The organism is Pantoea sp. DY-17 (assembly GCF_019795975.1).
Taxonomy (GTDB): domain Bacteria; phylum Pseudomonadota; class Gammaproteobacteria; order Enterobacterales; family Enterobacteriaceae; genus Pantoea; species Pantoea leporis.
This window is the reverse complement of the sequence record NZ_JAIMIG010000001.1, coordinates 404,964-417,769: the sequence shown is the minus strand read 5'-3', so window position 1 is coordinate 417,769 and position 12,806 is coordinate 404,964. Positions and strand designations below refer to the sequence as shown.

Genomic DNA, 12,806 nt, shown 5'->3' with positions numbered 1-12,806 from the left:
CAACAATCCAGACGGGATGCGGGCTGGCAGCAGTATCATACGCACTTACCTGAGAAATTTCTTATTGAGATTGTTTCCGGGCGTTAAAAAGGTCGCCATGAATGACGACCTTACGAGGTGAGTGCGTGTTGCGGGAAGGTCGCCATTGATGCCGACCAGGCTTTCCTCAGAACAACCGTGGCCCGTAACCCCACAGAACCACTGTCAGCGCCAGCAGCACTTCAAACACCAGCACACCAATCGCCAATGTCGATCCGGAGAAGCGCAAGCTCTCATCACGGTCGATGCTCAGGAACACCGGGATGCCGACGTAAAGCAGATAACCGGTGTAAACCAGCGCCATCGCGCCCACCAGCACGCATAGCCACACCAGCGGATAGAGCGCCACCAGCCCGCTAAGAAACAGCGGCGTGGCCACATAGCCGGCAAACACCGTACAGCGCTGCAAGCTGGGACGCTGCGGATAGTTACGCGCCATCCAGTGGATCACGCGGCCCATTACCGCCACGCCGCCGAGGATAATCAGATAGAACAGAATGCCGAGACCGATACCGGTCAGTAGATTGAGTTGTACGAACTGCCCTTCGCCCAGATTCCAGCCCAACTGCGTGGTACCGATAAAGGCGCAGATCACCGGGATCGCCGCCATTAGCAGAACATGATGGGTGTAATGGTGCGAAACGCTCTCATTTTCCTGTTTAATATCGCGCATTTCCTGACCTGGATGCGCCAGTAAACCCCAGACATGATTCATACATTTACTCCTTTGCTGCGATGGGCTGCCCTTACAGCCAACGGCCTGATCAACGGAGGCAGCGTTAGCTCAAGTATAATCGTCGTCGCCGTTTTTGCGGGGCACCACACAAATTAAGCCGCTGGTATACACTAATAGCGATTTCACACTTTGCAGGGAGGATAATTTGCATCTCGATATCAATGGATTAATCACCCAATACGGTTATCTGGCGCTGCTGATTGGTTGTATTGCCGAAGGGGAAACGTTCACGTTGTTGGGCGGTGTGGCGGCGCATGAAGGCTTATTGCACTTCAGCGGCGTGGTGCTGGCGGCGATGATCGGCGGCATTATTGGCGATCAGTTGCTGTTCTGGCTGGGACGCCGTTATGGCACGCGCATTTTGCGCCGTTTCAGTAAACATCAGGAAACAATTGGCAAGGCTAAGCGGCTGATTCAAAAACACCCGAGCCTGTTCGTGATTGGCGTGCGCTTTATGTACGGCTTCCGCATTGTCGGGCCGATCATTATTGGCACCAGCCGCCTCAAGCCGCTGCGTTTCTTCATTCTGAACGTGATTGGTGCGGCGCTGTGGGCGCTGATCTTTGTCTCGCTTGGCTACTTTGCCGGACAGATTGTCGCGCCGTGGCTGCACAAGATCGATCAGCACCTCAAGCCGCTGTTGTGGCTGGCGGCGGCGGTGATTTTTGGCATCGTCTTGCGTTACATCATTCGCCACTGGAATCACCGCCGCGCCGGTTGATTACGAGTGGTACCCCTTAAACTGCGGATTGGCCAACATAAAACCACCGTCGACAATAAACGATTGTCCGGTGGTATAAGTTGCCCACTCCGAACAGAGCCACGCCACTAAACTCGCCACTTCACGCGTATCGCCGGGACGCCCAATCGGGATTTCCGGCATACGTCGTCCTTGCTGGTCATCTTTCATATCGTTCATCGCCGTGGCAATTGCGCCCGGTGCGACCGCGTTCACCAGAATGTGGTGCGGTAAGAGACTCAGCGCCATCGATTTGGTCAAGCCGCCGAGCGCATGTTTGGCAGCGGTATAGGCGGAGGCATCCGGCAGCGGCGTGTGTTCATGCACCGACGTAATGTTGATGATGCGTCCGCCGTCGCCCTGATCAACCATATGGCGCGCGGCAATCTGCCCGCAAAGAAACGCGCCATCTACATCCACGTTGAACACTTTGCGCCAATCCTCAAAGGTGACATCGAGAAAGTCGGCTTTGGTCATCACGCCGGCATTACACACCAATACGTCAATGCGCCCCAGCGAGTTGATCAGCTGCGTCAGTTGCTGTGCGCCGGCTTGCGGATCGGAGAGATCAACCTGCCGCACCTGCGCCTGCTGTCCACGGCTCTCCACCATACGCGCGGTTTCCTGGGCGCCCTCTTCATCCGAACTCCAGGTGATGCCCAGCGTATAACCCGCTTCGGCCAGCATCACCGCACAGCTGCGACCAATGCCTGAACTGGATCCGGTAACCACAGCGACTTTCTGTTTTCCTAAGCTCATAACATTCTCCTGATTGAGGGTGTCTTTACAGTATAGAAGTTATCCTTCTGTGCCTCGGGGCCGCCGAATCTGCCGTTTCGTCTATAGTTAACAATTACCTACGGCAAAGGGGGCACGATGAGCGAGATTAAACGCAGAATAGACGACCATGGCGTGATTGGTGATTTACGCACCTGCGCACTGATTGCTAACGATGGCACCATCGATTATCTCTGCTGGCCGGCGCTCGATAGCCCGTCGGTTTTCGCCGCGCTACTGGACAGCGATGAGGCCGGCCTGTTCTCCCTCGCGCCGGACTGGAAAAATGCCCGCCAGCAACAGCTCTATTTACCGGATACCAATATTCTGCAAACCCGCTGGCTGGATGACGCGGGCGTGGCAGAGATCACCGATTACATGCCGATCTGCGATGAGCAGAGCAAAGTGCCGCGTATCGTGCGCCGCGTAAAGATGGTACGCGGCACCGCCACTTTTCATCTGCTGTGTGCGCCACGCCACGACTACGCGCGCGCCGAAACCACCACCGAACTGCGGCCCGGCGGTATCGCCTTCCTTGCGTCGGGACAACCGGCGTTGCGCCTCAGCGCTTCGGTGGTGATGACGCGCGAGAACCACAGCGCGGTAGCGGAATTTACCCTGAAAGCCGGGGAAACCGCTGAGTTTGTCTTTGGTAACGATGACGATCCTAACGTGGCCACCATCGCCACCGAGCACTGTTTCCATGACACGCTGGAGTACTGGCGACGCTGGAGCAGCCACAGTTCCTATCGCGGCCGCTGGCAGGAGATGGTGACGCGTTCGGCGCTGGCGCTGAAGTTACTCACTTCGCATCAGCACGGTTCCATCGCCGCCGCCGCCACCTTCGGCTTACCCGAAGAGTTGGGCGGCGAGCGCAACTGGGATTATCGCGCCTCGTGGATCCGCGATGCCTCATTCAGCATGTACGCGCTGATGCGCCTCGGCTACACCGAAGAAGCGCGCGACTTTACCAAATGGGTCGGCCGCTGCGTCGAGCACAGCCACGACGACACGCCGCATCTGCAAGTGATGTATCGCCTCGACAGCGGCACCGAACTGCACGAAACCGAGTTGCTCAATCTTTCCGGCTACGCCAATTCACGTCCAGTGCGCATCGGCAATGATGCCTGGCGTCAGACGCAGCTCGATATTTACGGCGAGTTGATGGATGCCATCTATCTCGCCAATAAATATGGCGAGGCAATTTCGCATCGCGGCTGGAAGTATGTGTCCGATATGATCGATTACGTCTGCGTGAACTGGAATCAGCCCGATGCCGGGATCTGGGAAATGCGCGGCGAGCCGGAACATTTCCTGCATTCACGCCTGATGTGTTGGGTCGCGCTCGATCGCGCACTGCGCCTTGGCCTGAAACGTTCGCTGCCGATGCCGTACGACCGCTGGGATAAGGTGCGCAGCGAGATCCGCGACGATATCTGGCAGAACTTCTGGAACCCGGAGCTGGGCCATTTTACCGCGACGCGCGGCGGTAATTTCCTGGATGCTTCGATGCTGCTGATGCCGCTGGTGCGCTTTGTCAGCTCCACCGATCCCGACTGGATTTCGACGCTGGACGCGATTAAAACGCATCTGGTGAGCGACGGTTTAGTCCGACGCTATAACATTCACGAGACGCCTGCCGATGCTTTAACCGGCGGAGAAGGATCTTTCGGTGCCTGCTCATTCTGGTATGTGGAGTGTCTGGCGCGAGCCGGTCGCGTACATGAGGCGCATTTTGAATTTGAAAAGCTGCTGAGTTACGCCAATCCGCTTGGTTTGTACGCCGAAGAGTTCACTTCACACGGCGAAGCGTTGGGTAACATGCCGCAGGCGTTGACGCATCTGGCGTTAATCAGTGCCGCTTTTTTCCTCAATCGCAAACTGAGTAATGAAGTGACGCTGTGGCAGCCGTGAAAATTCACATTTTGGGCTGCGGATCGAAGGGAATTGTCGGGTAAAGACAAGGAATTGCGTAAAGTATATGCAGCCAGTAAAAATCCTGATTTCCATCAATGCGCCAATGCACATATAATGCGCAGCGGGTCATACTGACCACGATGGATTCGACACACTGACAAGCCTGAAACATGGCCATAACGACTTGAAAAACATGAAAATGAGCATTCGCGCGTTCGCTTCACTCGCCCTCGCACTGGCGGCGTTCAGCCAGTCGGCATTTGCAGTAGTCTATCCGCTGCCGCCGGCTAACAGCCGTCTGATCGGCGAAAACATTGAAATCACTGTCCCTGATGACAGCAAACTTCCGCTGGAAGCCTTTGCTGCACAGTATCAGATGGGCCTCAGCAATATGCTGGAAGCCAATCCGGGCGTTGACGTTTATCTGCCAAAAGCTGGCACTAAAATGATCATCCCACAGCAGCTGATTCTGCCTGACGCGCCGCGTGAAGGCATCGTGATCAACAGCGCTGAGATGCGTCTTTACTACTACCCGAAAGGCACCAAGACCGTGGTCGTGCTGCCAATCGGTATCGGCGAGCTGGGTAAAGATACGCCGGTCAACTGGACGACCAAGGTTGAGCGTAAGAAAGATGGCCCAACCTGGACGCCAACCAAAGCGATGCACGCAGAATATGCGGCACGCGGCGAGAGCATTCCTGCGGTGTTCCCAGCGGGTCCGGATAACCCGATGGGCCTGCACGCGCTCTATATCGGCCGCCTGTATGCGATTCACGGCACTAACGCCAACTTCGGTATCGGCCTGCGCGTTAGCCACGGCTGTGTGCGTCTGCGTGCTGACGACATCAAATGGCTGTTCGACAACGTGCCGGTTGGTACGCGCGTACAGTTCATCGATCAGCCGGTGAAAGCCACCGTTGAGCCAGATGGTTCGCGCTACGTGGAAGTACACAATCCGCTGTCGACCACCGAAGAGCAGTTCAATTCACGCGAAGTGGTGCCGATCAACCTGACTTCCGCTGTGACCAAAGTGATTGCCGATGCCAGCACCAACCAGGATGCGGTCAACAACGCTATCCAGGCGCGTAACGGTATGCCGATCAAAATCAACGGTCCAGCTGGCGAAGTGCAGCCAGCACCGGTGCCAGTTCAGGAGTCTTCTGATGCATTGCCGAAAGAAGAGCCAATGACGCCGCAAGGTATCAACGGCGCAGCGCCAGCAGCGCAGCCGGCCACCAGCCTGTAATCGCGAGTTAAGAAGCGCAATAAATTGCGCCGCTACAGATACATGCACCTACCGTAGCGGCGCGATTCATCGCGCAACGTCAATCAATCACGCGGTCGTCGAAACGCCAGCCAACCCGCCACCAGGGTAAACGCCAGTACTACTAACACCAGCAGCAAAAAGCCGTGCGGATTATTCGCCAGCGGAATCCCGCCCACGTTCATGCCAAAAAATCCCGCCACGATATTGATCGGCAGCGCCAGCACGGTGATCACCGTCAGCAAAAACAGCGTGCGGTTGCTCTGCTCCATCAATCGTGCGGCAATCTCTTCCTGCAGCAAACGAATCCGCTCCATCAAACTCGTCAAATCATTCAGCGCCACGCTGAACTCTTCGGTGAAAATTCGCAGCTCGCCCAGGGGTTCACGCTTTAGCCATTTGGGCGGACGATTCAGCAAGCGGAACAGCGCCGCCGGTTCCGGTGCCAGCAAACGCTGCACGCGCAGCAGCATACGACGCAGTTGTCCCAGCTCACGGCGATTGGTTTTAATCGCCGCACTCAGCAAGCGCTCTTCAATCGCATCCACCGCCTGACTGGAACGCCGCACCACTTGCTCCAGCTGCGCTTCCTGCTCGCCAAGCAGCCACAGCAGCATCGCATCCGGCTCGGCGAACTTCAGTTCATTCATCTGCTGATGCATGCGTTCGATCATGCCAACCGGGCGAAAACGCGCGGTGACCACCACACGCGGGCAGCACCACATCCACAACGTGGCGTTCTGCGTGCTGCGCTCCTCTTTACTGAAGGTGACGTCATTGAGTACCGCCAGCAGCGCATCGTTTTGCTGGGCTAAACGGGTGCGCGGCGAAGCAGAATGTATCTCGTCGAAAAAATCGTGGTCTACGCCAAAGTGGTCATGAACCCAGCGTTCAGCACGCGCGTGATTAAGGTTGATGTGCAGCCAGATAAAGGTCGACTCCGGCAGCTGCTGCTGCGATAGCTGGGCCGCTTCGCGTGCATTGAGCCGCTGTGGCAGCGACGCGGGCGTAAACAGATAACCATGAATCAGTCCGGCGACGTCGTTATTGAAGTCCGGCAGCGAGGCGAGCGGTAGTACGGGCTGGAGCATTAGCAGGTCATTCCCGAGCGGTCAGATCCACAGCGTGCGACAGGGATGTTGCAGCAAGATGACACCGGGCGTGCGCCATCATCATTCTGTCATACAAACCACGTATCACACTGCCATTAACGGGTGCCGTTCGAGCATCGTGATTTAACACTGAGGTGTTTTATGGCTGAAAACAGTTTACCTGCATCGACCTCCTCGTCCCACAGCGGACGCCCGAACCTTAACCGCGGCAACGGCCCTGCCTCACGTCTGATCTTTGTACTGTTGCTGATCGCTGGCCTGCTGTATGCCGGCATCAACCTGTTTAATGACGTTGAAGAGACCGGTGCGCCGGTCACCAGCTACATACCGTTCCTGCTGCTCGGCGTGGCGCTGATCATTGCGCTCGGTTTTGAATTTGTGAACGGTTTCCACGATACCGCCAACGCCGTCGCCACGGTGATCTACACCCATTCACTGTCGCCGGGCGTGGCGGTGATGTGGTCCGGTTTCTGTAACTTTTTGGGCGTGCTGCTCTCCAGCGGCGTGGTGGCGTTCGGCATCATCTCGCTGCTGCCGGTGGAGTTAATTCTGCAAGCGGGCAGCGGCCACGGCTTTGCCATGGTCTATGCGCTGCTGTTCTCGGCGATTATCTGGAACCTCGGCACCTGGTATTTTGGTTTACCGGCCTCCTCTTCGCATACGCTGATCGGTTCGATTATCGGCGTTGGCGTGGCGAACGCCTTGCTGCATGGCCGCAGCGGCACCAGCGGCGTGGATTGGGATCAGGCAATTAAAGTCGGGTATGCGCTGCTGCTGTCGCCGATTGTCGGCTTCGTCTGCGCCGCACTGCTGCTGCTGGCGATGAAAGCCTTTATCCGCAATCGCCAGCTGTATGAAGCGCCGAAGGGCAACCAGCCGCCGCCGGTGTGGATTCGCGGCTTGCTGATCCTCACCTGCACCGGCGTCTCTTTCGCGCACGGCTCGAATGACGGGCAGAAAGGCATGGGCCTAATCATGCTGATTCTGGTCGGCACCATGCCGATTGCCTACGCGTTGAACCGCTCGCTGCCGCCGGAGCAGATTCCGCGCGTCGCCGCCTTGACTCAGGTGACGGAACAGCAGCTGCTGACGCTGCAACCGGCGCCCGCCGCCATGCCCGCGCAGCGCGAGGTGCTGACCGAATTCGTGCGTACCAGCCAGAATCGTCCACAAGTGTTATCGGCGCTCGGCATGATGCTGGGCGATATCGGCGACCAGATTCGTCGCTACGGCGCGGTGGAAAATATCCCGGCGCAGGCGGTGACCAACACGCGAAACGACATGTATCTGGCCTCCGAAACCATTAAGCATCTGCAAAGCGCCAAAGTAGCGCTGCCGGAAGAGACCGCGCGCAACCTGGCGGCGCTGAAGAAAGAGCTGGATGCCGCCACGCGCTTTATCCCGATGTGGGTGAAAGTGGTGGTGGCGATAGCGCTGGGTCTCGGCACCCTGGTTGGCTGGCGTCGCATTGTGGTGACGGTGGGCGAACGCATCGGTAAAACCCATCTGACCTACGCGCAAGGTGCCAGCGCTGAGCTGGTAGCGATGGCGACCATCGGCGCGGCCGACGCGTTTGGCCTGCCGGTTTCTACTACCCATGTGCTCTCATCCGGCGTCGCCGGTACGATGGCCGCTAATCGTTCAGGTCTGCAACTCGCCACCATCCGCAATCTGGCGATGGCGTGGGTGCTGACGCTGCCGGTATCCGTGTTACTTTCGGGGTTGCTTTACGCCCTGTTTATCCACTTTTAACTGCGGTAAACAACGGCGGCGCACGGGGGTTTGCCGGTGAAGCGTTATTCGCTCAGCGCTTGCGCAGCCGTCTGGCGGCCGTGTTGCTGGTGCAGACGCAGCGTGATGGCAAATGCGCCCAGCACCATCAGCGCCGCCGCCAGATAGACCGATTGCATGCCCCAATGCCCAATCAGCAAGCCCGCCACCGGACCGGTTAATCCCAGGCCTAAATCGAGAAACGCCGAATAAGTGCCGAGCGCCGAACCCTGATCCTGCTGCTGTACGCGCTTCACCGCTTCCACGCCCAGCGCCGGGAACACCAGCGAGAAACCGCCGCCGGTGAGAAACGCGCCCAAATCCACCAGCCAGATGCTGTCGGCCTGCCAAATCAGCAGCAGTCCGGCACACTCCAGCACAAATGACACCAGCGACACTTTCAGGCCACCGAAACGCGTGATGTAGCGACCAAAACCGAGACGCACAATCACAAAGCCGAGGCTGAACAGCGTCAGCGCGAACGCCGCACCGCTCCAGTCGCGGCTGGCGAAATAGAGCGTGATAAAGGTGGAAATTACGCCGAAACCGATGGTGCCAAAGCCAAGCGCCAGGCCAAACATCCACACGCGGCTGACCACGCGATGAAACGGAATGCGCACGCCGGCGGAGACGCTGACGCCCGCTTTGCGACTCGCCATCCAGAATCCGGCAACGCCCATGATCGCCACCAAACCAGCAAAGCCGCTGATGCCAAACCACTGATTCAGCAGCACGCCGAGCGGTGCACCAATCGCCATGGCGAAATAGGTGGCTACGCCGTTCCATGAGATTACCCGCGCGGTTTGCAGCGGACCGACAATGTTCATGCCCCACAGCGTCGATCCGGTGCTACTGAAGCTTTCACCTACGCCGAGGAACAAGCGCCCCGCCGCCAGCAGCGCCAGGCTCAGCAGCGGCATGTCGCTGCACAGCGCGGCGATAATCGATAACACGCCGCTCATGCCGCAGAACACCAATCCCATCATCACCACGCGCTTCGGACCAAAGCGATCCGCCAGACGACCGGAGTGCGGGCGGCTTAATAGCGTAGCGAAATATTGCAGGCTGATGATTAATCCCGCGATGAACGAGCTGAATCCAAGCTGGTTATGCACGAATCCCGGCAGCACCGCGAGCGGCAACCCCACCGAAAGGTAGCAAAAGAAGGTGAAAACAATGACGGAGAGAATACGTTTATTTAACTGAGCGTTACTCAGTACAGCGGCGTCAGACATGGAAAGTGGCGTCGGGAACGGTGATGAAAATGGACAATAACTATAACCTTAGCCTGCTAAGAGATCGCGACTTTTTTAGTTATAAAGTACTAACAGATTGGAGGAAATAATGAGCACACATCCGGTCTTTAACATGGCGCAATAAATCGCGCTGCTACGAAATGTGCGTATTGGTGATTAAGCGATGATACGTGTGGCATGTCGGTCAATTGCATCAGCGATTTCGGCGGAAACGCGCAAGGTGCGCACTTCGCTGAACAAGCCGTCGGCTTGGTGATACGCCTTGCGCAGGTAGCCAAGCCACTGCTTGATGCGCGCCACGTGATACATGCCGGTATCGCCCTGCTTTTCCAGCTGAGTGTACTTCAGCAACAAGGCAACCACGTCGGGCCACGCCATCGGCGCTTCGTTGTACTTCACCACGCGCGCCAGATTCGGCACGTTGAGCGCACCGCGCCCAATCATCACCGCATCGCAGCCGGTAATGCGCATACAATCCTGCGCGTCCTGCCAGTTCCAGATCTCACCGTTGGCGATCACCGGAATGCGCAGACGCTGGCGGATTTCGCCAATCGCCTGCCAGTTAATGCTTTCGGCGCGATAACCGTCTTCTTTAGTACGACCATGCACCACCAGCTCGCTGGCACCGGCTTGCTGCACCGCATCGGCAATCTCAAAACGACGATCGCCAGAATCCCAGCCCAACCGCACTTTCACCGTCACCGGCAGATGATCCGGCACCGCTTCACGCATCGCTTTCGCGCCGCGATAGATCAGTTCGGGATCTTTCAGCAAGGTGGCACCGCCGCCGCTGCCGTTGACCAGCTTTGACGGACAGCCGCAGTTGAGATCAACGCCCCAGGAACCAAGTTCCACCGCGCGCGCGGCGTTCTCGGCCAGCCACTCGGGGTATTGCCCGAGCAGCTGCATGCGAACGCGCGTGCCTGACGGCGTGCGGCTGTGATTATGCAGCTCAGGACACAAACGATAGAAGGATTTTACCGGCAGTAGCTGATCGACCACGCGCAAAAACTCGGTCACGCACAAGTCATAATCATTCACCCCGGAGAGCAGCTCACGCACCAGCGAATCAAGCACGCCCTCCATCGGCGCCAGCAACACCCTCATGACGTTAGGCGTTCCCGGTTTTCTTTGGTGCCGGACGACGACGACCGCTGTTGGCGGCTGGCGCAGCCTGGCTTGCGCCCTGCGCAGGACGACGCGCGGAACGCGCTTCACCCTGCGGACGTGGCGCATTGCCGCTGTGCGGGCGAGAAACGTTGCCGCCCTGACCGCGACCCTGGCCTTGACCACGTCCACCTTGACCGCGACCGCCGCCCTGCTGCTGACGACCGTTCTGGATTGGCTCGGCTTTGATGCTGGGATCGACTTCGAAACCAGGCAGCTCGATGCGCGGGATTTCACGCTTCAGCAGACGCTCAATATCACGCAGCAGTTTGTGTTCATCAACACACACCAGCGACAGTGCCGCGCCGGTAGCAGCCGCACGGCCGGTACGACCGATACGGTGCACGTAATCTTCCGCCACGTTTGGCAGCTCGTAGTTCACCACGTGTGGCAGCTCTTCGATATCCAGACCACGCGCCGCGATATCGGTCGCGACCAGTACGCGAATGCCGCCAGATTTGAAGTCAGCTAATGCACGGGTACGCGCGCCCTGGCTCTTGTTGCCGTGGATCGCGGCGGCGGTGATGCCGTCTTTGTTCAGCTGCTCAGCCAGATGATTGGCGCCGTGTTTAGTACGGGTAAACACCAGCACTTGCTGCCAGTTATCACGACCAATCATCAGCGACAGCAGTTCCCGCTTGCGCTTCTTATCCACGAAATGCACTTGCTGTGAAACCTGCTCAGAGGCGGTGTTACGACGCGCAACTTCCACCTGTTCTGGGTTGGTAAGCAGTTTTTCCGCCAGCGTTTTGATCTCATCAGAGAAAGTGGCAGAGAACAGCAGGTTCTGACGCTTAGCAGGCAGACGCGCCAGCACGCGACGGATGTCATGGATGAAGCCCATATCGAGCATACGATCCGCTTCATCCAGCACGAGGATTTCAACCTGTGACAGATCAACCGCGTTCTGGTGTGCCAGATCAAGCAGACGGCCCGGTGTTGCCACCAGCACGTCAACGCCGCCGCGCAGTTTCATCATCTGCGGGTTGATGCTCACGCCGCCGAATACCACCAGCGAACGGATATCCAGATATTGGCTGTACTCACGCACGTTCTCGCCAACCTGAGCCGCCAGTTCGCGGGTCGGGGTCAGGATCAACGCACGCACCGGACGGCGGCCACGCGCCGTAGACGGTTTTGCAGTCAGACGCTGCAGCAACGGCAGCGTAAAGCCGGCGGTTTTACCGGTGCCGGTTTGGGCGCTCGCCAGCAGGTCACGACCAGCCAGCACCACAGGAATTGCCTGACGCTGAATTGGCGTCGGCTCTTGGTAGCCTTGTTCTGCTACCGCACGCAAAATATCGGCACTTAAGCCGAGAGAGTCAAATGACATGCAGGTGTATTACTCCGAACCGTCCTGACCGCCGTAGGCGATGTAGTTTTCAGGAGGGATATGACGCAAGCGCGGGGCTCACGTGTGAAAAGGGCACAAACTACCATGCGTAAGGGCGCGAGTTTAGCAGCTTTCCGCGCGTACAGCATCCATAAAAAAAGGAGCCGCATTCGGCTCCTTTTTGTCAGGTCCGCAGGGTTGCGGTCCCTAATCGATCAACTGCGCTTCTTCTCGATGCGCTGGACCGGCTCTTTCGCCAGCAGTGAAACCAGCGCCGGTCCCACCAACATCACCACGCCGAGGATACCAATCAGCAGGTTGTTGTGGATAAAGCGGGAGATCAGGAACAGCGTTAACATCGCTGCGCCAAAGTAGTAAGTGGTGGTCACCTCTTCGAGGGAATCACCCATTCTACGTAAACGGGCACTACGCTGCATGACCAGCATGGTAATGAATACCACCGCATAAGCTGCCACCAGGGTACTGCTCACTTCAACCAGCGCCCTATGTTTCCAGCCCCAAACCAGTGCGGCAATCACCAGCAGGTGCATTGCAATGTGCAAACAGGTTTGTCCGGTAACAATCTGAACACGATTAGACCATTTCATTCTCTTCTCCTGGCAGACCCAACAGGTCGCCCAAGTGTATCTGGCTGGAGGCCAGACGAACGTCCTCAATGTAAAGCAAATTTCGGAT

The 12,806-nt window shown here is 57.7% G+C and carries 11 protein-coding genes; 4 read left to right on the top strand and 7 right to left on the bottom strand.

Annotated elements, in window-relative coordinates; all coding sequences use genetic code 11:
- Window positions 1-166: 166 nt before the first annotated feature.
- Window positions 167-754: a Yip1 family protein gene (locus K5Y33_RS02060; protein WP_101763159.1), complete on the bottom strand. Its 588-nt coding sequence runs from the start codon at window positions 752-754 to the stop codon at window positions 167-169.
- Between the two features lie 166 nt (window positions 755-920).
- On the opposite strand from K5Y33_RS02060, the gene K5Y33_RS02055 reads away from it, so the two are divergent.
- Entirely contained in the window at window positions 921-1,496 is a 576-nt protein-coding gene (locus K5Y33_RS02055; protein ID WP_110865775.1) for a DedA family protein, read from the top strand.
- On the opposite strand, the gene K5Y33_RS02050 is transcribed toward K5Y33_RS02055, so the two are convergent.
- Window positions 1,497-2,273 (bottom strand): SDR family oxidoreductase, encoded by a 777-nt coding sequence (locus K5Y33_RS02050; protein ID WP_222233165.1) that lies wholly within the window; start codon window positions 2,271-2,273, stop codon window positions 1,497-1,499.
- 117 nt (window positions 2,274-2,390) lie between these two features.
- On the opposite strand from K5Y33_RS02050, the gene K5Y33_RS02045 reads away from it, so the two are divergent.
- Entirely contained in the window at window positions 2,391-4,205 is a 1,815-nt protein-coding gene (locus tag K5Y33_RS02045) for a glycoside hydrolase family 15 protein (RefSeq protein WP_101763162.1), read from the top strand.
- Between the two features lie 196 nt (window positions 4,206-4,401).
- Complete coding sequence (locus K5Y33_RS02040) at window positions 4,402-5,454, top strand: L,D-transpeptidase family protein (protein ID WP_101763163.1); 1,053 nt, start codon at window positions 4,402-4,404, stop codon at window positions 5,452-5,454.
- A gap of 83 nt (window positions 5,455-5,537) precedes the next feature.
- Here K5Y33_RS02040 and K5Y33_RS02035 read toward each other — a convergent pair whose 3' ends face one another.
- Window positions 5,538-6,563 carry a transporter gene (locus K5Y33_RS02035; RefSeq protein WP_222233164.1) on the bottom strand — a complete coding sequence of 342 codons (1,026 nt, stop codon included), beginning with the start codon at window positions 6,561-6,563 and terminating at the stop codon, window positions 5,538-5,540.
- Window positions 6,564-6,725: 162 nt separating this feature from the next.
- Between K5Y33_RS02035 and K5Y33_RS02030 the strand changes: the two genes are divergently transcribed.
- On the top strand, window positions 6,726-8,336 hold the full coding sequence (locus K5Y33_RS02030) for an inorganic phosphate transporter (RefSeq protein ID WP_222233163.1): 1,611 nt from the start codon (window positions 6,726-6,728) through the stop codon (window positions 8,334-8,336).
- A 44-nt stretch (window positions 8,337-8,380) separates the two neighbouring features.
- On the opposite strand, the gene K5Y33_RS02025 is transcribed toward K5Y33_RS02030, so the two are convergent.
- From K5Y33_RS02025 to K5Y33_RS02010, 4 genes are all read right to left on the bottom strand, one after another.
- Entirely contained in the window at window positions 8,381-9,589 is a 1,209-nt protein-coding gene (locus K5Y33_RS02025; RefSeq protein WP_101763166.1) for an MFS transporter, read from the bottom strand.
- Window positions 9,590-9,766: 177 nt separating this feature from the next.
- Window positions 9,767-10,717 carry a tRNA dihydrouridine(16) synthase DusC gene (dusC, locus tag K5Y33_RS02020; protein ID WP_210080629.1) on the bottom strand — a complete coding sequence of 317 codons (951 nt, stop codon included), beginning with the start codon at window positions 10,715-10,717 and terminating at the stop codon, window positions 9,767-9,769.
- 4 nt (window positions 10,718-10,721) lie between these two features.
- The gene (gene rhlE, locus K5Y33_RS02015) at window positions 10,722-12,110 is read right to left on the bottom strand and encodes an ATP-dependent RNA helicase RhlE (RefSeq protein ID WP_008102680.1); all 1,389 of its coding nucleotides are present in this window, start codon (window positions 12,108-12,110) and stop codon (window positions 10,722-10,724) included.
- 215 nt (window positions 12,111-12,325) lie between these two features.
- Window positions 12,326-12,718, bottom strand: coding sequence for a YbhQ family protein (locus K5Y33_RS02010; RefSeq protein WP_007890591.1), 393 nt, complete (start codon window positions 12,716-12,718; stop codon window positions 12,326-12,328).
- Window positions 12,719-12,806: the final 88 nt, after the last annotated feature.